Below are 26,474 nucleotides of genomic sequence, written 5' to 3' on the forward strand. Positions count from 1 at the left end.
CCCACCCGCCGCGGAAGCCGCCCCACCCGCGCGGTGCAAGACTGGGCGGGATGGACACGGTCGTCACCCTGCACGTCTGGCGGATGCCCACGCGGTCCCTTCCCCAGGTGCTGGGCCGCATGGCGACCGACCGCGCCCGGCTCAGACGGCATCCCGGCGTGCGGTTCGCCAAGCTGCTCGGCACGGGCACCGGCACGGGCTTCGGCCCGACCGACGTCGACGTCACCCGATGGGCGGCTCTCCTTGTCCACGATCCGACAGCCACGCCGCCGCCGCAGATCGCCGCCTGGACCCACCTGAGCGACAGCCACGCCCGGGTCGACCTGGCCCCGATCAGCAGCCGCGGCACCTGGAGCGGCCGGGAGCCGTTTCCCGCGAACGGCACACGTACCGACGGAATGGTCCTGGCCCTGACCCGGGCCCGCCTGAAAGCGACCCGCGCGGCGACCTTCTGGCGCGCCATCCCGCCGGTCGCCGCGGCCTTGCACGACGCGCCCGGGCTGCTCGCCCGGTTCGGCATCGGCGAGGCGCCGATCGGTTGGCAGGGCACCGTCTCCGTGTGGCGAAGCGCGGCGGATCTGGTCGCCTTCGCGTACCGTCAGCCGGAGCATCGTGCCGCCATCGCGCGCACGGCGCGGGTCGGCTGGTACGCCGAGGAGCTTTTCGCCCGGTTCGCGGTGTCCGGCATCATGGGTGACCGCGGGGTGCTCGGCTGGGAACAGATGACAAGGAGCGATCCGGCATGAGGCTGGTGCCGTGGAAGCCCGACGACCTGGCACGTCGGCTCGACGACGTGGTGGCCGTCTACGGCGAGGCGATGGGCTACCGGCCTGAGCTGATGGAGGCGCGGCGGGGGATCATCGCGACGCACGTGCGCCGGTCCGGCTTCCGCGCGGTCGCGACGCTCACCACCGACGGCCACCTCGCCGGCTTCGGCTACGGCTACGTCTCGGGCGGCGGCCAGTGGTGGCACGACCAGGTGCGCTCCGCGCTCAGCGAGGAACAGCGCAAGCGCTGGCTGACCGACTGCTTCGAGGTCGTCGAGCTGCACGTCCGGCCGGCCGCGCAGGGCCACGGCCTGGGCGCCCGCCAGCTCAAGACGCTGCTCGCCATGGCGCCCGGCGCGACCACGCTGCTGTCCACACCGGAGGCCGACGAGCGCACGTCCCGCGCGTGGCGGCTCTACCGCAGCTTCGAGTTCGTCGACGTGCTCCGCCAGTTCCGCTTCCCCGGCGACGAGCGGGCCTTCGCGGTGCTCGGCCGCGACCTGCCGGTGCGCGCGCCATCCGGGGAATGACACCCAGACTGCCCTGGTACGGGCTGGGTCTGCTGATCCTCGCCCAGATCTGCTATCCGCTGACCGACGGCGGCGCCCGGGCGGCGGTCACGATCACCACGGTCGTGCTCGGCTACCTGCTGTCCGTCTCGCACGCGGCGCTCACCCGCGGCCTCCGCGTGGCCGGCGCCCTCGTGCTGGTCACCACCGGCGGCGGACTGCTGGTCGAGGCGGCGGGCGTGTCGACGGGGCTGCCGTTCGGCGACTACACGTACTCCGGTCAGCTCGGTCCTAAGCTCGTCGGCGTGCCGTGGATCATCCCGCTGGCCTGGACGTGGATGGCGTGGCCGGCCTGGCTCGCCGCGGTCCGGCTGGTCCGGCACCCGGCGGCGCGGATCGGGGTCGCCGGGGTCGGCCTCGCCGCGTGGGACCTCTTCCTCGACCCGCAGATGGTCGGCGAGGGTTACTGGACCTGGTCGGATCCGTCGCCGAGCCTGCCCGGGGTGCCGGACGTGCCGCTGCGCAACTACGCCGGCTGGCTGGTGGTGGCCGTGCTGATGATGGCCCTGTTCAGCGCGCTGGCCGGCCCGGCGGCGCGGTTCGCCGACGCCGACGCCCCGATGCACGCGCTCTACCTCTGGACCTACTTCTCCAGCATCCTGGCGCACGCCGCGTTCCTCGGCCTGCCCGCGTCGGCGGGTTGGGGCGCGCTGGCCATGGGGCTGGTCGCGCTGCCGCTGGCCGGCACGCTGGTCAGGATCAAGACCGTGCACGGGGTACGGGCGTGACGGCGCTCGCCTGGCTGCCGGCGCTGCTGGCCGGTGCGCTGACCTTGCACGCCGTGGTCAACGCCCGATTCCTCCGCCGGCCGTCCGCCGCGGATTTCCCGGACCGCGTGGCGGTGCTCCTGCCCGTGCGGGACGAGGCGGCCCGGGTCGGGCCCTGCCTGCGGGCGTTGCTGGACCAGCGTGGCGTGCCCGAGCTGTCGATCCTGGTCCTCGACGACGGGTCGACGGACGGCACCGCCGACGTTGTTCGGTCGATCGCCGGCGCCGACCCGCGGGTGCGGCTGCTGACCGGCGCACCGCTGCCGCCGGGGTGGCTGGGAAAGCCGCACGCCTGCCAGCAGTTGGCCGCCGCGGCCGGTCCCGACGCCTCGGTGCTGGTGTTCGTCGACGCGGACGTGGTGCTGGCGCCGTCGGCCGTCGCCTCGTGCGCCGCCCTGTTGCGGGCCGCAGGGGTCGGGCTGCTGTCGCCGTACCCCTGGATCGTGGCGGAGTCGTGGGGTGAGCGGCTCGTGCAGCCGTTGCTGCAGTGGTCGTGGCTGACGTTCCTGCCGTTGCGGGCGATGGAGCGGTCGGCGCGGCCGTCGCTCACCGCGGCCGGTGGGCAGCTGCTCGTGGTGGACCGCACGGCCTATGACGCGGCCGGCGGGCACGCGGCGGTCCGGTCGTCGGTGCTGGAGGACATCGCGCTGGCGCGGGCGGTGAAGCTCTCCGGCGGGCGGATCGCGCTGGCGGACGGGTCGCGGGTCGCGTCGTGCCGGATGTACGGGTCGTGGTCCGCGCTGGCCGCCGGCTATTCGAAGTCGTTGTGGGCGTCGTTCGGCTCGCCGGCCGGGGCGCTCTCGGTGGTCGTCTTCCTTTTCCTCGTGTACGTGGCGCCGGTGCTGCTCTTCGTCGCCGGGCTGGCGGTGTCGTCGGTCTCGCTGATCCTGGCCGGAGTCGCCGGTTATGCGCTCGGGGTGCTGGGCCGGGTGGCGACCGCGGCCGCGACCGGCGGGCGATGGTGGCCGGACGCGCTGGCCCAGCCGGTGTCGGTGGTGCTGTTCGGCGCTCTGGTGGCGCGGTCCTGCCGGCTGCGGAGGGCGGGCGCGCTGCGCTGGCGGGACCGGCCGGTGGTGCCGTCGTGACGGGGTGCGAGGCTGGTCACCGTGGCTGAGGTGGTGGTGATCGGCGCCGGCGTCGGCGGTCTGGCCTGCGCGGCCCGGCTCGCGGCGGCCGGGCACCGGGTGACGGTCCTCGAACGGTCCACAGTGGTCGGCGGCAAGCTCGGCCGGCGGGTGGTGGAACGGCCGGAGGGCACCTACCGGTTCGACACGGGGCCGAGCCTGCTGACGTTGCCGCAGGTGTTCGACGAGCTCTTCGGGGATCTCGGCGCTCCGCCGCCCGACCTGGTGCCGCTGGACCCGCTGGTGCGGCACGTGTTCGCCGACGGGACCGTGCTCGACTCGTGCGCCGACCCGGGCGAGTTCGCGGACCGGATCGGCGCCGCCCTGGGCGCGACGGCGGCCGCCGACTGGCGCCGGCTGTGGCGGCGGGCGGGACGGGTGTGGGACGCGTCGTGGCGCGACATCCTGCGGCGGCCGGTCGACTCGCCGGCGGCGCTGGCCGGGTTGGCGTGGCGGCTCGGCGACCTGGCCGCGGTGGCGCCGGGGCAGACGTTGCGTGGGCTGGGCCGGCGGACGCTGGGCGATCCGCGGCTGCGGATGCTGCTGGACCGGTACGCGACCTACACCGGCGCCGACCCCCGCCGGGCGCCGGCCGCGCTGGCCGCGGTGCCGTACGCGGAGCTGTCCTTCGGGGGTTGGTACGTCCCCGGCGGGCTGGGCACGCTCGCGGACGCGCTGCTGGAACGGTGTGCGGCGCTGGGGGTCACGGTGCGCACGGAGGCCGCGGTCTCGGGTGTGGTCGTCGCGGGTGGCCGGGTGACCGGTGTGCGGCTGGGCTCGTCGTTCGTGCCGGCCGACGTCGTGGTGTCCAATGTGGATGCAGCGACGCTCTACCGGGACCTGCTCCCGACGCCGCGCCGGCTGACCCGGCTCGCCGATCGGAGCCTGGCGGGTTTCGTGCTGCTGCTGGGGGTGGCGGGTGCGACGCCCGGCCTGGCACACCACACGGTGTTCTTCCCGGCCGACTACGACGCGGAGTTCGACGCGGTCTTCGGGGGCCGGCCCGCCACGGACCCGACGGTGTTCGTCACGGTGGCCGACGACCTGACCGTCCGACCGGCGGGCCACGAGGCCTGGTTCGTCCTGGTCAACGCGCCCCGCCACGGCGTGGGCTCGGGAGCGGTGGACTGGTCGCGGCCGGGGCTGGCGTCGGCGTACGCCGATCATGTCCTGTCCGTGCTCGCCGCCCGCGGGGTCGACGTCCGCGACCGGGTGCTGTTCCGGGAGGTGCTGACGCCGGCGACCCTGGAGCAGACGACCGGCGCCCCGGGGGGCGCGATCTACGGAACGGCCGGCGGCCTGCTCCGCCCGGCCAACCGCGGGCCGGTCGACGGCCTGTTCCTGGTCGGCGGCTCCACCCACCCGGGCGGCGGCCTCCCGATGGTCACCCTGTCGGCCCGCATCGTCGCCAACCAGATCGGCCCGGCTTAACCGCGCACGGGGCGGCTCGGCTTCTCTCCGCGGCGGGTAGGCCGAAGCGCGTTCATGCGCCGCGGTCCTTGGGCGGCGACCAACCACGCCCGCCGTCATCACCCTTACGGCCGCGCGTAGCGCTCCGAAGTTGGTTGTGTGTCGCGGAGGTGGCAGCGAAGCGGAGCGAGCGGTGTCTGGCGGGAGCGGCGGTCGTGCCCCCGGCGGACCCGAGTCCATCTTGGACTGTTCCGTCTCGGTCAGCGGAGGTGGCGGCGGACCGCGCGCAGGAGTTGGGCCAGGCCGAAGGCCGCCAGGAGGATCCAGACGGCGAGGAAGACGGTGAGGGTGCCCGGGGTCAGATCGCGGTCGAGGGCACCGGCGGCGGCTGCGGCGAGGAAGGCGACGGCGGTGACGCTGACGCGGCTCGGGCGTTCGCCGACCGTTACCGTGCCGATCTCGGTCATGCCGGCGGCGGTGGCGCGGGCGCGGACGTACTCGTGCAGCCAGGACAGCGCGCCCGCCGTGAAGACCAGGGGGGCCGGGGCGCCGGCCACCCAGAAGGCGGTCAGCCAGCAGATCTCGCTGACGCGGTCGGCGACCGAGTCGTAGACGTAGCCGAGGCGGGTGGTGCGGTCGCTGGCGACGGCCACGGCGCCGTCGACGCTGTCGGCGATCGCGGCCAGCAGCACCAGGGTCGCGGCTGTCAGCAGGCCCGACGGGGCCCGGGTGGCGGCGATCGGGGTGGCCGCCGACAGCGCCAGACCGGCGACCGTGACCGCGGTGGGGCTGACGCGCAGGCGGCCGAGGCGGGAGCCGATCTCGTAGGACAACCGGACCCAGCCACGGACGACGACGCCCGCCTGGCGCGGGTCGAAGCCGCCGTGCAGTGCCGCCCATCGGGACGCGTAGTCGTGCCAACCCAGCCGTGTGCCCACGTCAGCTCAACGTCGATCGGCGGTCGAGGTCACACCCGGGCGTCGGCCCGTAGGTGCTGCCAGACCTCGCGGGTCGCGGTCGACCGGTTGAGGGTGATGAAGTGGATGCCGGGCACGCCCTCGTCGAGCAGGCGCCGGCACATCTCGCTGGCCTGCTCGATGCCGAGCTTGCGGACGGCCTCCGGATCGTCGGCCACCCGCGCGAACTGCTCGGCCAGCGCCGGTGGGAACGGCGCGCCGGACAGCTGCTCGGAGCGGGCGATCGTGCTCATCCGGGTCACCGGCATCACGCCGGGCAGGATCGGGGTGTCGCACCCGGCGGCGGCGACCCGGTCGCGTAGTCGCAGGTAGTCGTCGCCGTCGAAGAACATCTGGGTGATGGCGAAGTCGGCGCCGGCCCGGCACTTCTGGATGAAGTAGTCGGTGTCGCTGGCGATGTCGGGCGAGCGCGGGTGCTTGTAGGGGAACGCGGCGACGCCGACGCAGAAGTCACCGGACTCGCGGATGATCCGGACGAGATCCTCGGCGTAGTCGACGCCCGCCGGGTGCCGCACCCACTCACCGCCGGGGTTGCCGGGCGGGTCGCCGCGCACGGCGAGGATGTTGCGGATGCCGGCGCCGGCCAGGCGGCCGATCACGTTGCGCAGCTCGGCCACCGAGTGGTTGACGGCCGTGAGGTGGGCCATCGGCAGCAGCGTGGTCTCGGTCGCGACCCGCTCCGTGACCGCCACGGTGGTGTCGCGCGTGGTGCCGCCCGCGCCGTAGGTGATCGAGACGAAGGACGGCTGGAGCGACTCGAGCTCGCGGATCGCCCGCCACAGCTGCACCTCGCCCTCGGGAGTTTTGGGCGGGAAGAACTCGAACGAGAAGGTCGGTGCCCCATCGCGGATGAGGTCACCGATCGACGGTTGCGATCCGGGAAGGACCGAAGGAAGTCCGAGCGCCACGAAATGAGCGTACCGGCTGCGTGGTCCGTCGGGTCGCCGCGCCAAGGGCCTGTGGACAACTGGAGTACGCGCTGGTCACGGCGCTGGCGGCGGATGGTGGCGGGAAAACGTCGTACCCCAGGGGTACATATGTTCTACGCGTCGCGGGCCGCCCCCACGGTCGGTTGGCCGGCGCGTGGGGATGCCGGGCTCGGTGTCCGGGGGCCACAGGCGTGCACAGCGGCTTGCGTTCGGGGAGGGTCCATGATGTCGGCGTCGCCACCGCATCCGTTCGACGCGGCCGGTCCGCGTCCGTCCTTCGGTCCCTATCTGGCGCAGCTGCGGCTACGCCGGGGGTGGAGCCAGCTGCGGCTGGCCGAGCAGCTCTGCGCCGCGTCGGGCAGCCCGACGGTCACCCGACACGAGGTCAGCCGGTGGGAACGCGAAGATCGGCTGCCGGCCGACTTCTGGCTGGGCTGGCTCGCCGCCGTGCTCGACGTGCCGGTCGACGGCCTGGCCGAGGCGGCCGAGCGCAGCCGGGTGCGGCACCGGCTGAGCGCGCCGGGCCGCGCCGGTCCTGGGCAGCCGGACGGCGGCGTCCCCGTCGGGCTCGACCTGCTCGGCCTCGCACACACCTGGCTGGCCGGCGACGAGCCGCCACTGATCGGTCCGCCCCGCGCCGCTCCCCCGGTCGGGGCGGAGACCGGCGGGTCGACAACGGCCGAGCTGACCGCCCGGTTGACCGCCATGCGCCGGCTCGACGACGTCGCGGGTGGCGCCGACCTGCTGAGCGCGGTGCGCCGGCTCGCCACCGCCACCGCCGAGGCCACGACCGCTCCGGCCGGCACGGCGCCGAGCCGCCGGACCCTGCGCCTGCGAGCCGAGGTCGCGCAGCTCAAGGGCTGGACGCTGGCCGACGCCGGCGACCCGGCCGGTGCGCTGGCGGCCTACCGGTCGGCGCTCGCCGCGGCGGTGGGCGCGGGCGACCGGCCATTCGCGGGGCACGTCCTCGGCTCGGCCAGTCACCTGCTGGCCGGGTCCGGTCAACCAGCACCGGCGCTGCTGCTGGCCCGCACCGCCTATGCGGGCGCGCGCCGGGCCCTGTCGGCCTCCGGCCGGGCGTTGCTCCTGCACCGCATCGCGTTCGCGGCGGCGTCGGCCGGGCTGCGTGGCCCCGCCGAAGCCGCGCTCACCGCGGCCCAGCGGGCGAGCGAGCGCCTCACCGGCGCGCACGACCCGCCCTGGCTCTACTGGCTCGACGAGGGCGAGCTCGACGCGCTGGCCGGGCGCTGCCTCGTGGCGCTCGGCCGGCCGGCGCGGGCGCTGCCGCTGCTGTCCCGAGCGGCGGAGCGTTCCGGCCAGCCGCGCACCGCCGCCCTCGACAAGGCCTGGTTGGCCCGGGCCCGGCTCGACGCCGGAGAGGCCGAAGGCGCCGCGCTGACGGCCGGCGCCGCGGTGCTCGACACGATCCGTTCCGGTTCGACGCGAGCGGTCGACCTGCTCGGCGCCTTCGGCGACCGGCTCGCGCCGCATGGCCGGCTGCCCGCGGCGCGCGACTACGCCGAGCTGTTGGTGGCGGCGCGGCCCTACCTGCCGCGGCCGCTGGCCGGCGAGGCGGTCGCGCACCCCCGGGCGGCCGGCGATGGCTAGCGGGCGGGTCCGCGGCGCCGCGCGCCTGGCGCGGGTCGCCGCGCCGCCGTGGGCGGCGCCGGCGGCTCGGCGACGGCCAGGCGGCCGGGGGCGCGGTCCGCCGCCGGGCCGGCGGGTCCCGGTCACCGGCGGTTACGCCTCCGGTTGTCGTTACGGCGGAATGACCCTAGTTTCGGGGCGTGACCGAGCCGACGAGCCCATCCGACGCCGCCGGCCCGGGCCCGGCCGGCCCCAGCCGGCCGATCGCCGCCACGAGCGTGCCCGCCACCGACCGGGTCCACCTCCGGCAGCGGGTCGACCATTCGCTGGCCTGGTTCCTGGCCGACCGGCGGGCGTGGATGGCCAAGGTCGACAGCGCGCTCGCGCCGGTCGCCGACGCGATCGAGGGCTTCGTGCTGCGGGGTGGCAAGCGGCTGCGGCCGGCGTTCGGCTACTGGGGGTTCCGCGGCGCCGGCGGGCACGACTCCGACCAGGTGGTGACCGCGCTGGCGGCGCTGGAGCTGGTCCAGGCCAGCGCGCTGATCCATGACGACCTGATCGACCGCTCCGACACCCGGCGCGGCGAGCCCGCGGTGCACCGCCGCTTCGCGGGCCGGCACCGCGACCACGGCTGGTCCGGCGACGCCGACGGCTTCGGCGACTCCGCCGCCGTCCTGCTGGGTGACCTGTGCCTGGTCTGGTCCGACGAGCTGCTGCACGCCGGCGGCCTCGACCCCGAGGCGCTCTTCCGCGCCCGCCCGGTATTCGACGAGATGCGCACGGAGGTGACGATCGGCCAGTACCTCGACGTGCTCACCCAGGTCACCGGCAACACCTCGATCGAGCGCGCCGGCAAGGTCGCCCGCCTGAAGTCGGCGAAATACACGGTCGAACGCCCGCTCCTGCTCGGCGCCGCGCTCGCGGCCGCGCCGGAGCCGGTCGCCGCCGCCTACTCGAGCTACGGCCTGCCGCTGGGCGAGGCCTTCCAGCTCCGCGACGACATGCTGGGCGTCTTCGGCGATCCGGCGCTGACCGGCAAGCCGGCCGGCGACGACCTCCGCGAGGGCAAGCGCACCTTCCTGGTCGCGGCCGCCTTCGAAGCCGCCGACGAGCCGGGCCGCGCCGACCTCCAACAGCTGCTCGGCGCGCCCGACCTGGACGCGGCCGGCATCACCCGCCTCCGCGAGGTGATCGTCCTCAGCGGCGCCGCCGAACGCACCGAACGGCGCATCACCGCCCTCCTGGACCTGGCACTGTCGGCGATCGACGCGGCCCCGATCGAGGTCGAGGCCAGGGACGCCCTGATCGACCTGGCCCACGCGGCCACGACCCGCACGGACTGACCTCGCCAGGAAGGATCGCCGCGAGCGGAAATCCGGCGACGGCGCCGAAGGCACCCACCAGTCGCACCGCGGCCATGCGCTGGAACGGCGAGCCCGGGCAGGGTGGTCGGTGGTCGCGGGCCCGTCCGCGGCGGTGGCTCGTCGGCCGGCAGGCAGTCGCCGGGCGGCGGCGGGAAGCAGGCCCTGGCGAGCGTGGGATCATCGACGGCGTGCGTGGCCTGGACGGCCCGTGGGGTCTGCGCGTCGCCGGGCTTGTCGGGGTCGCTGTTGTCGCCGCTGGGGCATACGGAGCGGGGGCGTTGCCGGGGCGGGATCCCGGTGCGGGGCTGCGTGGTGCCGGGAGCCCGGACGCCGGGTACTGGTGGGGGTTGGCCGCCTGGGTGGTCGGTCTCACGATTCTGTCCGGCGCCTGGTGGCGGCTCGGGAACCGGCTCGCGCAGGTCAGCAGCCGTTGGTTGATCGTCACTGGCGCGCTGTGGGCCGTGCCGTTGCTGTTCGCGCCGCCGTTGGCCAGTCGGGACGTCTACTCCTACGCCTGCCAGGGGGAGATCTGGCGTGCCGGGCTCGATCCTTATGCGGTCGGCGCCGCTGACGGGGGGTGTCCCTGGGCGTACGCGGTGCCTAATCTCTGGCAGCACACGCCCGCGCCCTACGGGCCCGTCGGGATCGCGTTGTCGGGCGCGGCCGCGACGGTCGGCCGGGCCGTCGGTGGGCCGGCCGATCATCAGCTGCTCGCGGCGGTCAGCCTGCTCCGGGTCGTCGCGCTCATCGGTGGCGTGTTGATCGCCGCGTACGCCGGGCGGCTCGCCACCGCCGCCGGTGTCGATGCCGGCGCCGCGCGTTGGCTCGGGCTGCTCTCGCCGCTCGTCGCGGTCCATCTGGTCTCCGGCGCGCACAACGACGCCATCACCGCCGGGCTCGTCGTGGCCGCCCTCGCGGTCGCCGTCCCGGCCGCCGGACGGCGGGGCGCATCGGTCGCCCAGGCTGCCGGCGGGGACCACTCCCCACTACGCCGCGCGGGAGCGGGCATCGCCGCCGGGGCGTTCCTCGGCCTTGCCGTCGGGGTCAAGGTCACCGCCCTCATCGCCTTGCCGTTCGTGGTGCTCCTCGTCGCCGGACAACAGCTGCGCCGCAGCGAGCACGGCTGGCGGAACATCGCCGGGTCCGCCGCCGTCGTGACCGGCACGGCGGCATCGGTGTTCGCCGCCGCCAGCCTCGCCACCGGCCTCGACCTCGGCTGGATCGGGGCGCTCTCCGACACCGGCAGCCTGATCCAGTGGACCTCGCTGCCGACGGGCATCGGCATGGCCTTCGGCTACCTGTTCCGCGCAGCCGGCTGGCCCGGCGCGGTCGACCCCGCGATCGACATCGCCCGCATCTGCGGCGTCGCAGCGCTGGCGGCGATCGGCCTCGCACTCTGCTGGCGAGCGCTGCGAGCCACGCTGGGGCGTCCCAGCCAAGCTGACGCGCACGACCACGGTGCTGACGGAACCCGGAAGGTCATCGCGGCATGCGGGTGGGCATTGGCCGCGGCCACGATCCTGCTTCCGGTCTTCTACCCCTGGTACGCGCTCGCGCCCCTGGCCGTCCTCGCGTGCGCCACCCCACCCGGCCGAACCCGCACCGGCCTGGCCATCGCCGCCCTCGCGATCACCGCGCTCGTCCTGCCCAACGGCCTCGGCCTGGCGGTCCTCACGAAACTCCCCGGCGCCATCCTCGACGTCGTCATCGTCGTCGCCCTCGCCTACCGCTTCCGCGGCCGTCTCAGCCTCGACAAGCCGGCACAGACCTGACCCGCCGCCCGACCATAACCACGACCACGGCGCGCGACCACGACCACGGACGGCCACGGCACGGCACGGCGCGCGAACACGACCACGGCCACGGCGCTCGACCACGACCACGACCAAACGAGCCACGCCAGAACCGCCGACGATCCCGAGGCCGCACCTACAGCCCCTGCCTGACCCGGGCATGCCCGAAGCCAAACCGCAGGGCCATCGCTAGCGCTTGCGGAGCCACCGCAGCAGCCAGGACGTGCCGTCCCCCGCCGCCGGTTCCCGCTGCACCCCGCGCCGACCCCAGTACACCCACAGCGACAACGTCCCCAACACCAGCGCGAACCCGAAGAACAGATCCTCGACCGGCGCGTACACGAGACGAAGTCCGACGATCGCGGCCGGGTCGTAGCGGACGATGTCGCGGCCCGTCAGGATCCCGTTCGACAGGAGCTGGAAGAACACGATGATCGGGTACGTGGCCCAGAAGACGGTGCGGGTCACCAGGCGGGTACGCAGGACGAAGAGGTCCAGGATCACGGCGCAGACGACCCCGACCAGGGCCGCCGTCGTGTAGGTCATTCGTCGCCCGCCGGCAGGCGCAGCACGGCGCGGACGGCTTCGAAGCCGAGGATCGCGCACAGGGGTACGACCAGGAAGAACAGCAGCTCGTCGAGCGGCAGCCCGCCGGGCAGCAGCACGCCGGTGGTCTGGCGGGGGTCGAAGGACCAGTGGCCCGCGGCGATGGCGGCGATGTCCCAGGCGGCGAAGACGCCCATCACCGGCAGCACGGTCAGCAGGAGCCGCCGCCAGCGGCGCAGGACGTTGACCCGAAGGACCGGCTCCAGCCAGAGGGCGCCGGCCAGGCAGCCGACGAGGACCGCCAGGTAAGCGAACCGCAACGTCAGAAGCCGAGCGCCTGGGCCCGGCGCTTGACCTCGGTGGCCTGGTCGCCGCCGAGGGCCACCGCTGGGAAGCCGGGCAGCGTCTCGTCCTCGGAGTAGAGCCACCGCAGGCACTCTTCGTCGTTGTACCCAGCGTCGTGCAGCAACGTGATGACACCCGGCAGGTGCTTGAGCACGGTGCGGTTGGCCACCAGCTCGGCCGGCACCCGCAGGATGCCCTCACGGCGGACCGCCAGCAGCGAGCCGTCGCGGACCATCTGGTTCACCTTGCTGATCGACACGTCGAGGCGCTCCGCCACGTCGGGCAAGGGCAGCCACTGAGCGGGAACGGTTTCGGTCACCCGCTCACATTGCCACGCCGACGCGGCGCGACACCACCGAACCACCCGGTACGGGTTACCGAGCCCGCCGGACGATCATTTCGGAAGGACCTATGACCACCTGGCGGGGTGTGCGCAAAGAGGTCGTCGGCGCGTGGCGGTCGGTGCAGTACGACCTGTCCCGCGTCCGGCGGTCGCGTCGCACGGACGGCGAGGAGACCACCGAGCTGATCTTCCCGGAGCGCAGCCGGCCACCTCGGCGGCTGGCCGCCACGGGCGCGTTCGTCCTGGTCAGCCTGGCCGGGGCGGTCGGCACGTACGTCGCGGTCGTCAGCGGCCTCGGCGCCCTCCTCGAGCCGGCCGACCAGAACCGGCAGGAGGAGAAGCCCGCCGCGATCCTGGCGGAGGCCGACGGCACCGGACGCCGCCCGGCGCAGGCCCGCCCCGACGACCCGACGACCATCCGGATCGCCCGCCAGGGTGGCCCCCTCACCGTCGCCGGCCGCGAGGCCGCGGCCGGTCGCGCCGCTTCAGACGGCCAGCGGCGCGGCGACGACGGACCAGCCGCGAAGCCGGCGCTCCCCCGCGGCGTCCCGATGCCCGAAGAGTCGGAAGACCCCGACACACCGGCACCGACCGCCAGCGCGACGGAGTCTCCGACCCCGAGCCCGGCGCCGAGCGAAACCGCGTCCCCGACGCCCACCCCCGACGACGAGCACAGCGCCGAACCGTCCACCGACCCCACCGGTGAACGGCGCCACCGACACCACCGCCGCGACCAGGACGAAAACCCCTGAATGCGCGGTTACCGGTGAAGTTGCCGGCACGGCTGTGTCGCACCGACCGGAGAGGCACATAGACTCCCTGCCGATGGACATCCAGGTCGCTGACTCGCTCTTGGGCACGCTGGTCGACGGGCGTTACCGCATCCGTGGCCGCGTGGCCCGTGGCGGCATGGCGACCGTCTACACGGCGACCGACGAGCGCCTCGAGCGCACGGTCGCCCTGAAGATCATTCATCCGACCCAGGCGCGCGATCCCCAGTTCCTCGAGCGGTTCACCGACGAGGCCAAGACGATCGCCCGGCTGACCCACCCCAACGTGGTCGCCGTCTACGACCAGGGCCACCATTCGGGCCTGCCCTACCTGGTCATGGAGTACGTGCGCGGCCACACCCTGCGCGACGTGCTGGCCCAGCGGCGCCGGCTCAACCCGGGTGAGGCGCTGGCGATCCTCGAGCAGATGCTCGCCGCGATCTCCGCCGCCCACCGCGCCGGCCTCGTGCACCGCGACGTCAAGCCCGAGAACGTGCTCGTCGCCGAGGCGCCCAGCGGCGGCCCCGGCAACCTGGTCGACAGCGTGGTCAAGGTGGCCGACTTCGGCCTGGCCCGCGCGGTCGAGGCCAGCGCCACCGACGCCGACGGCGGCCAGCTGATGGCCACGGTCGCCTACGTCGCGCCGGAGCTCGTCACCGACGGTCGCGCCGATCCGCGCAGCGACGTCTACTCGGCCGGCATCGTGCTGTTCGAGATGCTCACCGGCCGGGTCCCCTACGACGGCGCGCAGCCGGTCGAGGTCGCCTGGCAGCACGTCGACCGGGACGTGCCGGCGCCCTCCTCGCTGGTGCCCGGCATCCCGCCGGTCGTCGACGAGCTGGTCGCCCGGGCCACCCGGCGCGACCCGCAGAGCCGGCCGACCGACGCCGGGGCCTTCCTGTCGCAGGTGCAGGTCGCCCGCGACGACCTGGGCACGGCCAACGCCAACACCGCGGTGCTGCGGCAGGTCTCCGACCGCACGGTGACGATCCCCCGGGTGGCCGGCGAGCCGGCGCGGCCGTCCTGGGCCCGCCTCCCCGGTCAGGCCGAGCCGCCGGCGACCGGCCGGCGCCGCGCGCCCGAGCCGGACGACTACGACGACTACGACGACGGCGGCGGTGGCCTGCGCGGCCGGATCGGCGAGCGCTACCGCATGGTGATGGCCAACCCCCGGGGCCGGATGGCGGTCGCCGCGGCGATCGTGGTGGTCGGCCTGGTCGCCGCGATCAGCGGCTGGTGGTGGGGCATGGGCCGCTACACGGTCGCGCCGCAGCTCGCGACGATGACCAAGGCGGCCGCGCAGGAGCAGGCGACGCGGGGCGGTTTCACGATCGCCTACGGGCCGGCCCAGTTCGACGAGCGCGTGGAGAAGGACGTCGTGCTCAGCCAGAGCCCCGCGGCCGCCGGCCGGATCCTCAAGGGCGGCACGATCACGCTGGTGCTCTCGCTCGGTCCGGAGCGCTACGAGGTGCCCGACGTGGTCGGCCTGACGCTCGACCTGGCCACCGCCCAGCTCGAGGAGGCGAAGCTCCAGATCGCCAAGGGCGCCGACCGCTACGACGACAACCTGCCCAAGGGCGTCGTGGTCGCGGTCGACCCGGAGCCGGGCACCGAGACCAAGCCCGGCGACAAGATCACCGTGTTCGTCAGCAAGGGCAAGGCGCCGCTGACGGTGCCGCGCGTCGTGGGCAAGAACGTCAACGAGGCGCGTACGGAGCTGGTGGGTCTCGGTCTCGAGCCGTTGATCTCCTACAAGCAGTCCGACCAGCCGCGCGACACGGTGATCAAGCAGACGCCGATCGACGGCGCCGGCGTGGAGCCGGGCGCCAAGATCGAGCTGCAGGTCAGCGAGGGTCCGCCGCAGCTGCTCGTGCCCCGGCTGATCGGCCTGCCCTGCCAGCAGGCGGTGCAGCAGCTCCAGGGCATGGGGCTGACGCCGAACCCGCAGATCAACCCCAACGGCACCGTGTTCGCCCAGCAGCCCAACGAGAACACGCCGGTGGCTCCGCAGAGCCAGGTCGTACTGTTCTGCCAGTGACCGATCGACCGCTGGGCTCGCACACGCCCACCGCCGGGGGCATCGCGAAGACCGCGCTGCCCTACCTCGACGCGGCCGGGTCCGGGGCGGCCCAGGTCTACGTGTCGAACTCGCGCGGCTGGGCGCTGCCGCCCGGTGACCCGGCGCAGGACGCGCTGTTCCGGGAGGGCTGCGAGGAGCGCGGCGTCCCGGTGTACGTGCACGCCTCGCTCCTGGTCAACCTCGGCTCACCGACCGCGGCCACCGTCGAACGCTCGGCCGCGACGCTGGCCCACGCGCTGGCCCGGGGCACGGCGATCGGCGCCCGCGCGGTCGTCTTCCACGCCGGGAGCGCGGTCGACCCGGCCCACTACGACGCGGCTCTCAAGCAGGTACGCGAGGCGCTGCTCCCGCTGCTCGACCGCGCGGACGGGCCGGAGCTGCTGGTCGAGCCGAGCGCCGGCGGCGGACGGTCACTGGCGTCCAAGGTCGAGCACCTGGCGGACTATTTCGAGACCGTCGACCGCCATCCCCGCCTCGGCGTCTGCTTCGACACCTGCCACGCCTGGGCCGCCGGTCACGACCTGGCCGCGCCGGGCGGCATGACCGCCACGCTGGACCTGCTCACGGAGACGGTCGGCCCGGGCCGGCTGCGCCTCGTGCACGCCAACGACTCCAAGGACACCTGCGGCTCCCTGCGCGACCGCCACGAGACCATCGGCCAGGGGACGATCGGCACGTCCGCATTCGCGGAGCTGCTCCGCCACCCGTCCACCGCCGGCCTCCCGGTGATCGTGGAGACCCCGTCCGGCAAGGCGCACGAGGGCCACGCCGCCGACATCGCCACCCTGCGCGACCTCCTGCCCTAGTTCCGGCCAAGCCGATCGAACGCCGCAGCGCCGGCTTCGCCAGCCCGCTCCGGAACTACGCGCCCACCGGCTCGGGCGTCGGGTCCGTGCGGGCGCCCGGCAGCGTGCGCACCGCGCGGGACGCCAACGGCGCCAGCGCCGCGACCGCGAACACCACCCCGCACACCAGCGCCACCCGCGCCCCACCCCAGGCCGCCGCGGCCGGCCCGACCAGCAGCTGGCCCAGCGGAATCGCGGCGAACGAGAGCAGGTCGTCGATCGACGACACCCGCCCGATCCGCTCCGAGCCGACGTGGCGCTGCACGGCACTCTCCCAGGTGATCCCGGACGCGGCGAAGCCGAGCCCGCCCACGAACGCCGCCGTCGCCAACCAGACCGGATCCAGACCGAGCCCCAGCGCCAGCAGCGAGCAGGCCCCGAGCGCCCCCGTCAGGCGCCCGAACCGCAGCGGATGGCGGGGAACGAAGCGGTACATCACCACGCTCATCGCCAGCAACCCCGCGGCCCGCACGCTGAGCACGACACCCCAGACCGCCTCGCCGGACCGCTGCTGGGTCAGCGTCGGCCCCAACACCTGCCACGGCCCGACGTTGACCAGGTTGATCACGGAGTACGCGAGCGCCACCGGCCACACCCACGGGATCGCGAAGAACGCCCGCCAGCCGGCGCCCAGGTCGCGCAGCAGCGAAGAAGCGGCAGCGGCCGGGGCCGGCGCGACGCGGGGCAGCCGCGACAGGAACGCCGCCGCCGCCACGAAGCTGACCGCGTCGACCGCGATCGCCCAACCCCCGCCCGCCGCCACCACCACGAGCCCGGCCACCGTCGGGCCCACGATCAACACGGCGGCCCGGGTGCCGGACAGCAGCGAGTTCGCCCGCTCGAGCTCAGCCGAACCGACCAGCGACGGCACGATCCCCCGCAGCGCCGGCGAGGTGAACGCCTCGAGGGCACCAGCCACCAGCGCCAGCCCGGCGACCAGCCACAGCCGGTAGAGGCCGCCGATCAGCACGAACGCGATCGCGCCCTGGGTCAGCCCGGCGCCCAGGTTGGCGACGATCAGCACGAGCCGGCGCGGCAGCCGGTCCGCGACCACGCCGCCGACCAGGAGCAGGGCCAGGTGCGGCACGAGCTGGCAGGCCAGCACGATGCCGAGGTCGCCGGGCCGGCCGCTGGCGTCCAGCATGGCGAAGGCGAGCGCGACCGGGGTCATCGCGCTGCCGGCGAGCGACACCAGCCGCCCGAGATAGAAGGCGCGGAACGCCGGGTTCAGGAGCACCCGGGGAGCATTCCGGCCGGCGGGCGCCGCCCGCTAACCTTGCGGCGAAAGGCGTAACGATGACTCTCCTGCGGCTCTCCCCCACCGCGCTGTCCCGCTGCCGGTTCGCGATCTCCCCGCTGGCCGAGACGCTGGGCGCGCTGATCACCCTGCACCGGCCCGCCCCGGAGCCCTGGGCCCGGCGATGGCACGACGAGCACCGGCCCGCGTACACGGAATGGCTGGCCCGGGACACCTTCGCGACCGGCCTCATGAGCCTCGTCGCGGCCACGAAATGGCTTCCGGACCTGGTGGCCGTCCCGCCGACCGGCGGCACCGGCACCCGCCTGCGTGACGAGCTCGCCGAGGTCGCCCGCTTCGGCGACGAGGAGACGAGAGCGACGATGACCCAGTCGCTGGCGGCGAGCTGGCAGGACCAGGACACGCGCTGGCTGGAGAGGCACGCCGATCTCGGCCCGCGCACGGCCGCCGTGCTCAACGACGGCTGGGCACGCTTCGTCGCTCCCGACTGGCCCCGCCGCCGCGCCCTGCTCGAACGCGACATCATGCACCGCGCGGGACTGCTCGCGGCGTACGGCTGGAAGGAAGCGGTCCGGACCATGACCCGCCGCTCGGAGTGGGTCGGCGACGACGCGATCCGGTTCAGCGACCAGGACTTCCCCGACCGCTGGATCAGCGACGAGGGGCTGGTGTTCGTCCCGAAGACCACCGGCGACGGCTCGTGGACCTGCGAACGCCCGCCCCGGTACGCGCTGGTCTACCCCGCCCGCGGCCCCGCCGCCGAGGTGACCGACCCGGCCGGCGACCCGCTCGCCGCGCTGCTGGGCCCCGGCCGCGCCCGGGTGCTCCGCGAGCTGCGCCAGGCGGCGACCAGCACCCAACTGGCGTACGCCCTGGAGATCTCGCTCGGCACGGTCAGCACCCACCTGGCCGTGCTCCGGGACGCCGGGGTGGTCACCGGTGGGCGCGCCGGGCGGTCCGTGGTCTACCGGCTCACCGAACGCGGCGCCGACCTGCTGGCCACCCTCAGCGCGGCTTGACGCGCAGCCCGGGCGGGGCCAGGGTCGGCCGGTACGCCGCCACCCGGTCCTTGCCGGCCGCCTTGGCCGCGTAGAGCGCCAGGTCCGCCTCCCGCAGCAGGTCGCCCGAGCCGCGGGTGGCCAGCGGGCCGGCGGTCACGCCGACGCTCGCGCTGACCCGCAGCTCGCCGTGCGTCGACGGGTACGGCGCCCGCAGCCGGGCACAGATCGTCGCGCCGACGGCCAGCGCGGCCCCCTCGTCGGTGTCCGGCAGCAGCACCGCGAACTCGTCACCGCCGAGCCGCACCAGCGTGGCCTCGCGGGCGGCCACCGCGGTGAGCCGGCGACCGACGGCGACCAGCAGCTCGTCGCCGGTCGGGTGCCCGAGCGAGTCGTTGATCTCCTTGAACCCGTCGAGGTCGACCAGCAGCAGCGCGTGCGACCGGCCCCGCGGCAGCGCGGCGAGCCGCTCGGTGAGCACGGACCGGTTGAGCAGCCCGGTCAGCGGGTCGTGGGCGGCCCGGTGGGCCAGCTCCGCCTGGAGCTCCTGCAGCTCCCCGACCGCCTCGGCCAGGTCGCCGGCTCGCCGGTCGGCGACGCGGGCCAGCAGCGACAGGCGCCACAGCAGCAACAGCGCGATCACCGCGGCGGCCAGCACCGGCGGCCCGAAGTCCTCCGGGGAGCCGGGGTCGAACTCGCCGAACGCGACCGCGAGGACCCAGGCCAGCGGGCCGAGCAGGGTCAGCGCGACGAACAGCGCGGCCCGCCCGCGGCTGAGGCGGGCGGCGGGGGCGCCCCGGCGCTCCGGAGCGGCGCCGGCGGACGGGTGCAGCAGGGCGGTGGCGACCAGGATGGCGTACGCGGTGGCGAAGATCCCGCCGCCGAACAGCCGGCTGTCGACGTCGTAGCCGACGGTCCGTGCCACCAGGCCGAGCGCGCCGACGAGCGCGAGGAGCACCCCGACCGCCACCAGCCTGAGCGCGGGCGCGCGGGGACGCACGACGAACAGCAGGCGGACCAGCGCGCCGAGGACGACCGAGATCCCGACCGGGCGCAGCGCGGAGACGGCCAGCCGCGTGCCGGTCGGCACCATGTTGCCGTGCAGCAGGAACAGCCAGAGCAGGACGAAGACGCCGAGGATGACCACGGAGGCGTCCAGCGTGTCGGTCAGGCTGCCGGTCCCGCCGAGCAGGATCAGCCCGATCGCGAGCGCCGGGTAGAGCACCAGGGCACGGATGTCGCCGCCGGCCAAGGTGCGCCCGCCCAGTATCGACGGGCCGGCCACCACGCCGTAGACCCGGGAGAACGCCACCGATCCGGACGCGACGGTCAGCGAGGCCCAGGCCGCCACCCGGGGCGGCTGCCGCACCACCAGGATCACCGCCGCCACCAGGAACGCCGCCACCGCGGCCACCGCACCCAGCACGGGCGCAGCCCCCGCCGCGGTCGCGAGCACCAGAGCGCCCTCGACCCCCAGAAAGGCCCAGGCGGACCCCCGCCACAGGCCGGCGTCGGCCATCGCCAACCCCCGCTGAGTTCGGCCGGTCGTCAACTACTCAGCAAAGCACGCGAACCTGTCAATCGCGAAAGATCTTCGGAAGCACCTCGACCGCACGGTCGATCGCGGCGTCGTCGACGTCGAGGTGGGTGACCAGCCGGGCGACGCGCGGGCCGAGCACCGAGACCAGCACGCCGCGCTCGCGGGCGGCCGCGGCCAGCGCGTGCGCGTCGAGGGGCGACTTGCGCAGGTCGAGGGGGACGATGTTGGTGCGCACCGCGCCGGCCACCACGCCGAACGGGGCGAGCGCCTCGGCCAGCCGGGCCGCCTTGGCGTGGTCGTCGGCGAGCCGCTCGATGTGGTGCTCCAGCGCGTAGGCGCCCGCGGCGGCCAGCACGCCGGCCTGCCGCATCCCGCCGCCCATCCGCTTGCGGATCACCCGGGCCCGCTCGATGGCGGCGGCGGACGACACGACCAGCGAGCCGACCGGCGCGCCGAGGCCCTTGGAGAGGCAGACGGACAGCGTGTCGAAGAGCGCGCCGTAGGTGCGCAGGGGCACCCCGTCGGCGACGTGGGCGTGCCAGATGCGGGCGCCGTCGCAGTGCAGCGCCACGCCCGCCGCGCTGGTGGCCGCGCGCAGGGTCTCCAGTGTGGACAGCGGGATCACCCCGCCGCCGCCCCGGTTGTGGGTCTGCTCGACGGCGACGGCCCGGGTCGGCACGGCGTGGTAGCCCGCCGGCCGGATCATGTCGACCACCACGTCGGGGTCGATGTCGCCGCCGACCGGCGCCCAGGTGCGGGTGGACACGCCGCCGAGCGCGGCCGCGGCGCCGATCTCGTAGGTCACCACGTGCGCGTCGCCGTCGCAGAGCAGCTCCTCGCCGGGCGGCACGGAGAGCTGGATGGCGATCTGGTTGGCCATCGAGCCGGTCGGCGCGAACAGCGCCGCCTCGTGGCCGAACAGGGCGGCGACCGAGGCCTCCAGGGCGTTGACCGTCGGGTCCTCGCCGTAGACGTCGTCGCCGACCCGGGCGGACGCCATCGCGGCGCGCATGCCCTCCGACGGTTGGGTGACGGTGTCGGACCGCAGGTCCACGAGCTCAGCCACGCAGCATCTCCGCGACGAGGAAGGCCAGCTCCAGCGACTGCTGGGTGTTGAGCCGGGGGTCACAGGCCGTCTCGTAGCGGCCGGGGAGGTCGAGGTCCTCGATGCCCTGGGCGCCGCCCAGGCACTCGGTCACGTCTTCGCCGGTGAGCTCGACGTGCAGGCCGCCGGGGTGGGTGGCGAGCTGGCGGTGCACCTCGAAGTAGCCGAGCACCTCGTCGACGATCCGGTCGAAGTGCCGGGTCTTGTAGCCGTTGGACGACTCGTGGGTGTTGCCGTGCATCGGGTCGCACTGCCAGACCACCTTGGCGCCGGCCGCGGTGACCTTCTCGACGATCGGGGCCAGGGCGTCGCGTACGCGGTGGTTGCCCATCCGGGACACCAGGGTGAGCCGGCCCGGGACGTTGTCGGGGTTGAGCTTCTCGCACAGCTCGATCGCCTGCTCGGGCGAGGTCGACGGGCCGAGCTTGACGCCGATCGGGTTGACGATGCGCGACAGGAAGTCGACGTGGGCGCCGTCGATCCGCCGGGTCCGCTCGCCGATCCAGAGGAAGTGCCCCGACAGGCCGTACGCCTTGCGGTCGGAGACCCGGGTCAGCGCCCGGTCGTACTCGAGGGCCAGCGCCTCGTGCGAGCAGTAGAGCGTGACCGTGCGCAGCGCCTCGTCGTCGGTCATGCCGCAGGCCCGGATGAACGCCAGGGCCCGGTCGATCTCGCGGGCGATGGCCTCGTAGCGCTCGCCGGCCGGCGAGTCGCGCACGAAGCCCTTGTTCCAGTCGTGCACCGCGTGCAGGTCGGCCAGCCCGCCGGAGAGGTAGGCCCGGAGCATGTTCATCGCGGCCGCCGAGTTGGCGTAGGCCCGGATCATGCGCTGCGGGTCGGCCACCCGGGCCGCCGGCGTCGTCTCCAGCGAGTTGATCAGGTCACCGCGGTAGCTCGGCAGGCCGAGGGCGTCGGTCGCCGACGACCGCGGCTTCGTGTACTGCCCCGCCACTCGGGCCACTTTGACCACCGGCAGCGACGCGCCGTAGGTCAGCACGACCGCCATCTGCAGCAGCGTGCGGGCGTTGGCCAGCAGGTGGCTCTCGGTGTTGTCGGCGAAGGTCTCGGCGCAGTCGCCGCCCTGCAGCAGGAACGCCTTGCCCTCGGCGACCTGGGCCAGCCGCTCGCGGAGCTGGTCGACCTCGTAGGGCGCGACCACCGAGGGCACGTTGTCGAGCACCTGGCAGACCTCGGCGACGACCGCCGGGTCGGGCCACGGCGGCATCTGGTCGCGGGGCAGGTCACGCCAGCGGTCGAGGCCGAGCGCCTGGTCTTCGGCGGAGTCGGCCGCCGGCCGTGAGGTCTGCGGACCGAGGCTGGCCACCCCGGGGTAGCTCAGCTGATGCCACTCTTGGCGCATGCCCGCAAGACTACGGCGGTCCGCTTACTGGGAAGGGCTGGGGCTGGCCGCCGCGGGCATCGACGGCAGCACCACGGCCCGGTCCTCCCGGGCGATGCACCAGCCGCTGTCGATGTTGGTCACGAGGAAGGTCACGCCGACCGGGGTCGGCTTGCCGCCGGGCGGCGTGACGAGGATCGCGGCCGTCACCAGCTGCCCGTCGCCGTCGGCCCGGACGTCGGTCACCTGCGCCGGCCCGACCTTGGTCTTCTTGTTGAAATCGCCGCCCTCACCCGTGGCGGTCTTGTCGAACGTGCCGACCAGCGTCGGGCAGAGCAGCTTGCGCCCGGCGGCCGTGTCCCGCTTGGTCATCGCCGCGAGGTAGGCCTCGATGTGCGCGCGGGCCTTCTGCGGGCTCTCGTCGACCGGCGCCGGATCCTCGCCCACGATCTTGTCGGCGATCGAACAGCCGGCGAGGGGCGCCGCGAGGGCGACGGCCAGGGTCGCCACGGCGAGAGCACGACGTCGGGGCAGCACGGTTCGTGAGTCTCGCACACATTCCCGGGCCCCGGTGCGACGCCCGGTCAGGATTCCCGCCCCGAACCACTCGAAAACCCGCAAGATGGACACAACCGGATTTCCAGGTACGGAGGGGACGCGCCGATGCAACCGACCGATCCGACCTCGTACCCGGTGAGTTTCTCGGTCTCCTATCCGGACCGGCCGCTGAACCGGCTCACCAGCTTCTTCCGGCTGTTCACGGTCATCCCGATCGCGATCCTGCTAGGCACCGTCTACAGCGGCGGCGCCGACTGGGGACAGTGGGGCGGCGACGACGGCGGCAACGCGGAGGCGGTGGCGTACGGCTTCGGCGGTGTGCTGTTCTTCGGGCCGCTGCTGATGATCCTGTTCCGGAAGAAGTACCCGCGCTGGTGGTTCGACTGGAACCTCGAGCTGCAGCGCTTCGCGAACCGGGTCACCGTCTACTTCGCGCTCATGGACGACCGCTACCCGGCCACCGACGACCAGCAGTCCGTGCGGCTCGACTACCACTATCCCGACGGGACGCTCAACCGGTTCCTGCCGATCGTCAAGTGGCTGCTCGCGATCCCCCACTACATCGTGCTGTTCTTCCTGCACATCGGCGGCGTCGTGGCCGTCGTGGTCACCTGGTTCGCGATCCTGTTCACGGGTCGCTACCCGCGGGCGCTGTTCGACTACGTCGAAGGCGTGCTGCGCTGGCAGAACCGGGTCACCGGGTACGCGTTCACGCTCGTCACCGACCGCTACCCGCCGTTCCGCCTGGCCCCGTAGGACCAGGCGGAACGGGTGGGTCAGCGGATCCCGGTCACCGTGCCGGCGGCGACCGTCCGGCCGCCCTCGCGCACGGCGAACCCGAGCCCGACGTGCATGGCGACCGGCTTGGTCAGCTCGACGGTCAGGTCGACCGTGTCACCGGGCATGACCATCGTGACGCCCTCCCCCAGCTCGACCGACCCGGCCACGTCGGTGGTCCGGAAGTAGAACTGGGGCCGGTAGTTGGCGAAGAACGGCGTGTGCCGGCCGCCCTCGGCCGCGGTCAACGCGTGCAGCCGCGCGGTGAACCGGCGGTGCGGCGCGACCGAGCCGGGCGCCGCCACGACCTGGCCGCGCTGCACCTGGTCGCGCTTGACGCCGCGGAGCAGGATCGCCGCGTTGTCACCGGCCTCGGCCGTGGCCAGCGACTTGCCGAACGTCTCGAGCCCGGTCGCCACCGTGGTCACGGTGTCGCCCAGCCCGACGACCTCGACCTGGTCGCCGACGCGCAGCGTCCCGCGCTCGATCGCCCCGGTGACCACGGTGCCCCGGCCGGAGATCGTAAGCACGTTCTCGATCGGCATCAGGAACGGCTCGTCGACCGCCCGCGCCGGCACCGGCACGTAGCGGTCCACCGCGTCGAGCAGGTCCACGACGGACGTCGTCCACGTGGGGTCCCCCTCGAGCGCACGCAGGGCCGACACGCGCACGACCGGCAGCTCGTCGCCCGGGAAGCCGTACTCGGAGAGCAGCTCCCGCACCTCGAGCTCGACCAGGTCGAGCAGCTCCGGGTCGTCGACCGCGTCGGCCTTGTTGAGCGCCACCACCAGGTGCGGCACGCCGACGCGGCGGGCGAGCAGCACGTGCTCCCGCGTCTGCGGCATCGCGCCGTCGAGCGCCGACACGACCAGGATCGCGCCGTCCACCTGGGCCGCCCCCGTGATCATGTTCTTCACGTAGTCGGCGTGGCCGGGCATGTCGACGTGCGCGTAGTGCCGCGTCGCCGTCTCGTACTCGACGTGCGCGATGTTGATGGTGATGCCGCGGACGACCTCCTCCGGAGCACGGTCGATGCCGTCGAAGGCGACGAACCGGTTGGTTGCCGGGTCGGCCTCGGCGAGCACCTTGGTGATCGCGGCGGTCAGGGTCGTCTTCCCGTGGTCGACGTGCCCCATCGTCCCGATGTTGAGGTGCGGCTTGGTCCTCTCGAACTGGATCTTCGCCATGGTTGTTCCTCAGTCCTCCTGAACTGGATGAAAGGAGGCGGTGATGCGCGTGCGCGGGCGGGCGCCACCCCGCGTCGGGGCCGCGTTGAAGGGCCTTGATGACAGAACGAACTCCGCGCCAGAACCGGGCCGGGACCAACCCCTCCCCGCGGGTTCTGCTGCTGCGAGGAAGGGTCAGAGATCAGCGCCGTCGGCGGCACACCGCAGGCGGAAGCCTGCGGGCCGCGCGGGGCTGCTGAAGAACATGACCGTCACGGTACGGATCAACCGCGCGCCCGTCGAACGTATTCCGCTCTGGTGTGGAGGTAGCGCTGCTGCGGCGGGCTCATCGTCTTCGCGGCGGCGGTGAGGAAGGCGGAGCGGGCCGCGTCGAGGTCGCCGGACAGCTCGAGCAGGTGGGCGCGGGCCGTGTGCCAGCGGTGGTCCGCCGCCAGGCGGTCGTCCTTGCCCAGCGGGTCGAGCAGCGCCAGCCCGGCCGCCGGGCCGTGCACCATCGCCACCGCGACCGCGTGGTTGAGCGCCACCACCGGGTTGTCGCCCTGGGCCAGCAGGATCTCGTAGAGCAGCATGATCTGCGGCCAGTCCGTGTCCTCCGCCCGCGGCGCCTCGTCGTGGATCGCGGCGATCGCGGCCTGGATCTGGTAGGGGCCGGCCTCGCCGCGTGGGAGGGCCGCCGAGATCAGCGCGACGCCCTCGGCGATCTGGTCCCGGTCCCAGCGCGAGCGGTCCTGCTCGGCCATCGGCACCGGCGTCCCGTCCGGCGCGGTGCGGGCCGCCCGCCGGGCGTCGGTCAGCAGCATCAGCGCGAGCAGGCCGGTCGCCTCCGCGTCGTCGGGCAGCAGCCGGTGCACTAGGCGGGCCAGCCGGATGGCCTCGGTCGACAGCTCCACCCGCTGCAGGGTGGGCCCGCTCGTGCCGACGTAGCCCTCGTTGAAGATCAGATAGAGCACGCGCAGCACGGCGGCGAGCCGGGTCGCGCGCTCGGCGGCCGGCGGCAGGCCGAACGGGACGCCGCTGTCCTTGATGGACTTCTTGGCCCGGCTGATCCGCCTGGTCATGGTGTCCTCGGGCACCAGGAACGCCCGCGCCACCTCCGGCGTGGTCAGGCCGCCGACGGCGCGCAGGGTGAGCGCGATCTGCGACGCCGGCGACAGGGCCGGGTGGCAGCACATGAACAGCAGCACCAGCGAGTCGTCGGTGACCGGGCCGGGCGCCGGGACCGGCCAGGCGGCCACCACGTCCTCGCGGCCGCGCCGGGCCTGGTCGGCGCGGAGCAGGTCGGTCAGGCGGCGGGCCGCGACGCGGACCAGCCAGGCCCGCGGGTTGTCCGGCACCCCCTCGGCCGGCCACTGCCGGGCCGCCGCGAGCAGGGCCTCCTGCACCGCGTCCTCGGCGGTGTCGAAGTGCCCGTAGCGCCGCACGACCGCGCCGAGGACCTGCGGCGCGAGCTCGCGCAGCAGGTCCTCGGTCGGCCGGTCGAGCATCTAGGGCCTGTC

Annotated in this window: 25 protein-coding genes; 13 read left to right on the top strand and 12 right to left on the bottom strand. The window is 74.3% G+C overall.

Annotated features, from left to right (window positions below; all coding sequences use genetic code 11):
• The first annotated feature begins 50 nt into the window (after window positions 1-50).
• From O7635_RS35120 to crtI, 5 genes are read left to right on the top strand one after another with little or no spacing between them, the layout of a single operon-like run.
• On the top strand, window positions 51-746 hold the full coding sequence (locus O7635_RS35120) for a monooxygenase (RefSeq protein WP_278084793.1): 696 nt from the start codon (window positions 51-53) through the stop codon (window positions 744-746).
• Window positions 743-1,297, top strand: a complete 555-nt coding sequence (locus O7635_RS35125) for a GNAT family N-acetyltransferase (RefSeq protein ID WP_278084794.1) — start codon at window positions 743-745, stop codon at window positions 1,295-1,297. Before O7635_RS35120 ends, O7635_RS35125 begins: the two co-directional genes overlap by 4 nt.
• Window positions 1,294-2,064 carry a carotenoid biosynthesis protein gene (locus tag O7635_RS35130; RefSeq protein ID WP_278084795.1) on the top strand — a complete coding sequence of 257 codons (771 nt, stop codon included), beginning with the start codon at window positions 1,294-1,296 and terminating at the stop codon, window positions 2,062-2,064. Before O7635_RS35125 ends, O7635_RS35130 begins: the two co-directional genes overlap by 4 nt.
• Window positions 2,061-3,188 carry a glycosyltransferase family 2 protein gene (locus tag O7635_RS35135; RefSeq protein WP_278084796.1) on the top strand — a complete coding sequence of 376 codons (1,128 nt, stop codon included), beginning with the start codon at window positions 2,061-2,063 and terminating at the stop codon, window positions 3,186-3,188. Before O7635_RS35130 ends, O7635_RS35135 begins: the two co-directional genes overlap by 4 nt.
• Window positions 3,189-3,209: 21 nt before the next feature.
• Window positions 3,210-4,658 carry a phytoene desaturase family protein gene (crtI, locus tag O7635_RS35140; protein WP_278084797.1) on the top strand — a complete coding sequence of 483 codons (1,449 nt, stop codon included), beginning with the start codon at window positions 3,210-3,212 and terminating at the stop codon, window positions 4,656-4,658.
• A 239-nt stretch (window positions 4,659-4,897) separates the two neighbouring features.
• Here crtI and O7635_RS35145 read toward each other — a convergent pair whose 3' ends face one another.
• Both O7635_RS35145 and metF read right to left on the bottom strand, forming a co-directional pair.
• On the bottom strand, window positions 4,898-5,575 hold the full coding sequence (locus O7635_RS35145; protein WP_278084798.1) for a CDP-alcohol phosphatidyltransferase family protein: 678 nt from the start codon (window positions 5,573-5,575) through the stop codon (window positions 4,898-4,900).
• Window positions 5,576-5,604: 29 nt separating this feature from the next.
• Window positions 5,605-6,522, bottom strand: a complete 918-nt coding sequence (gene metF / locus O7635_RS35150) for a methylenetetrahydrofolate reductase [NAD(P)H] (RefSeq protein ID WP_278084799.1) — start codon at window positions 6,520-6,522, stop codon at window positions 5,605-5,607.
• Between the two features lie 243 nt (window positions 6,523-6,765).
• Between metF and O7635_RS35155 the strand changes: the two genes are divergently transcribed.
• The 3 genes from O7635_RS35155 (at window position 6,766) to mptB (ending at window position 11,266) form a co-directional block, all read left to right on the top strand.
• Window positions 6,766-8,151, top strand: a complete 1,386-nt coding sequence (locus O7635_RS35155; RefSeq protein ID WP_278084800.1) for a helix-turn-helix domain-containing protein — start codon at window positions 6,766-6,768, stop codon at window positions 8,149-8,151.
• 338 nt (window positions 8,152-8,489) lie between these two features.
• Complete coding sequence (locus O7635_RS35160) at window positions 8,490-9,473, top strand: polyprenyl synthetase family protein (protein WP_278085653.1); 984 nt, start codon at window positions 8,490-8,492, stop codon at window positions 9,471-9,473.
• A 209-nt stretch (window positions 9,474-9,682) separates the two neighbouring features.
• The gene (gene mptB / locus O7635_RS35165) at window positions 9,683-11,266 is read left to right on the top strand and encodes a polyprenol phosphomannose-dependent alpha 1,6 mannosyltransferase MptB (RefSeq protein ID WP_278084801.1); all 1,584 of its coding nucleotides are present in this window, start codon (window positions 9,683-9,685) and stop codon (window positions 11,264-11,266) included.
• Between the two features lie 210 nt (window positions 11,267-11,476).
• Here mptB and O7635_RS35170 read toward each other — a convergent pair whose 3' ends face one another.
• Genes O7635_RS35170 through O7635_RS35180 form a run of 3 tightly spaced genes read right to left on the bottom strand, consistent with a single transcriptional unit; the run spans window position 11,477 to window position 12,497 of the window.
• Complete coding sequence (locus O7635_RS35170; protein WP_278084802.1) at window positions 11,477-11,833, bottom strand: lycopene cyclase domain-containing protein; 357 nt, start codon at window positions 11,831-11,833, stop codon at window positions 11,477-11,479.
• The gene (locus O7635_RS35175) at window positions 11,830-12,153 is read right to left on the bottom strand and encodes a lycopene cyclase domain-containing protein (RefSeq protein ID WP_278084803.1); all 324 of its coding nucleotides are present in this window, start codon (window positions 12,151-12,153) and stop codon (window positions 11,830-11,832) included. The genes O7635_RS35170 and O7635_RS35175 overlap by 4 nt, the downstream gene beginning before the upstream one ends.
• A gap of 2 nt (window positions 12,154-12,155) precedes the next feature.
• The gene (locus tag O7635_RS35180) at window positions 12,156-12,497 is read right to left on the bottom strand and encodes an Rv2175c family DNA-binding protein (protein ID WP_278084804.1); all 342 of its coding nucleotides are present in this window, start codon (window positions 12,495-12,497) and stop codon (window positions 12,156-12,158) included.
• Window positions 12,498-12,589: 92 nt separating this feature from the next.
• Here O7635_RS35180 and O7635_RS35185 point away from each other — a divergent pair, with 92 nt between their 5' ends.
• The 3 genes from O7635_RS35185 (at window position 12,590) to O7635_RS35195 (ending at window position 16,177) form a co-directional block, all read left to right on the top strand.
• Complete coding sequence (locus O7635_RS35185; protein ID WP_278084805.1) at window positions 12,590-13,273, top strand: hypothetical protein; 684 nt, start codon at window positions 12,590-12,592, stop codon at window positions 13,271-13,273.
• 73 nt (window positions 13,274-13,346) lie between these two features.
• On the top strand, window positions 13,347-15,329 hold the full coding sequence (pknB, locus tag O7635_RS35190) for a Stk1 family PASTA domain-containing Ser/Thr kinase (RefSeq protein WP_278084806.1): 1,983 nt from the start codon (window positions 13,347-13,349) through the stop codon (window positions 15,327-15,329).
• Entirely contained in the window at window positions 15,320-16,177 is an 858-nt protein-coding gene (locus O7635_RS35195) for a deoxyribonuclease IV (RefSeq protein WP_278085654.1), read from the top strand. The genes pknB and O7635_RS35195 overlap by 10 nt, the downstream gene beginning before the upstream one ends.
• A gap of 55 nt (window positions 16,178-16,232) precedes the next feature.
• Here O7635_RS35195 and O7635_RS35200 read toward each other — a convergent pair whose 3' ends face one another.
• Window positions 16,233-17,453, bottom strand: a complete 1,221-nt coding sequence (locus O7635_RS35200) for an MFS transporter (protein ID WP_278084807.1) — start codon at window positions 17,451-17,453, stop codon at window positions 16,233-16,235.
• A 59-nt stretch (window positions 17,454-17,512) separates the two neighbouring features.
• On the opposite strand from O7635_RS35200, the gene O7635_RS35205 reads away from it, so the two are divergent.
• On the top strand, window positions 17,513-18,493 hold the full coding sequence (locus tag O7635_RS35205) for a helix-turn-helix domain-containing protein (protein ID WP_278084808.1): 981 nt from the start codon (window positions 17,513-17,515) through the stop codon (window positions 18,491-18,493).
• Here O7635_RS35205 and O7635_RS35210 read toward each other — a convergent pair.
• Genes O7635_RS35210 through O7635_RS35225 form a run of 4 tightly spaced genes read right to left on the bottom strand, consistent with a single transcriptional unit; the run spans window position 18,480 to window position 22,993 of the window.
• On the bottom strand, window positions 18,480-20,024 hold the full coding sequence (locus tag O7635_RS35210) for a GGDEF domain-containing protein (protein WP_278084809.1): 1,545 nt from the start codon (window positions 20,022-20,024) through the stop codon (window positions 18,480-18,482). The genes O7635_RS35205 and O7635_RS35210 overlap by 14 nt on opposite strands.
• A gap of 25 nt (window positions 20,025-20,049) precedes the next feature.
• Window positions 20,050-21,078 (bottom strand): GntG family PLP-dependent aldolase, encoded by a 1,029-nt coding sequence (locus O7635_RS35215; RefSeq protein ID WP_278084810.1) that lies wholly within the window; start codon window positions 21,076-21,078, stop codon window positions 20,050-20,052.
• The gene (locus tag O7635_RS35220) at window positions 21,071-22,477 is read right to left on the bottom strand and encodes a 3-deoxy-7-phosphoheptulonate synthase class II (RefSeq protein WP_278084811.1); all 1,407 of its coding nucleotides are present in this window, start codon (window positions 22,475-22,477) and stop codon (window positions 21,071-21,073) included. The genes O7635_RS35215 and O7635_RS35220 overlap by 8 nt, the downstream gene beginning before the upstream one ends.
• A gap of 24 nt (window positions 22,478-22,501) precedes the next feature.
• Entirely contained in the window at window positions 22,502-22,993 is a 492-nt protein-coding gene (locus tag O7635_RS35225; RefSeq protein WP_278084812.1) for a hypothetical protein, read from the bottom strand.
• A 126-nt stretch (window positions 22,994-23,119) separates the two neighbouring features.
• On the opposite strand from O7635_RS35225, the gene O7635_RS35230 reads away from it, so the two are divergent.
• Entirely contained in the window at window positions 23,120-23,770 is a 651-nt protein-coding gene (locus O7635_RS35230) for a DUF4389 domain-containing protein (RefSeq protein ID WP_278084813.1), read from the top strand.
• 20 nt (window positions 23,771-23,790) lie between these two features.
• On the opposite strand, the gene tuf is transcribed toward O7635_RS35230, so the two are convergent.
• Together tuf and O7635_RS35240 are read right to left on the bottom strand one after the other, a co-directional pair.
• Complete coding sequence (gene tuf, locus O7635_RS35235; protein ID WP_278084814.1) at window positions 23,791-24,978, bottom strand: elongation factor Tu; 1,188 nt, start codon at window positions 24,976-24,978, stop codon at window positions 23,791-23,793.
• A gap of 263 nt (window positions 24,979-25,241) precedes the next feature.
• Entirely contained in the window at window positions 25,242-26,462 is a 1,221-nt protein-coding gene (locus O7635_RS35240) for a DUF6596 domain-containing protein (RefSeq protein WP_278084815.1), read from the bottom strand.
• Window positions 26,463-26,474: the final 12 nt, after the last annotated feature.

This window comes from Asanoa sp. WMMD1127, assembly GCF_029626225.1.
Taxonomy (GTDB): domain Bacteria; phylum Actinomycetota; class Actinomycetes; order Mycobacteriales; family Micromonosporaceae; genus Asanoa.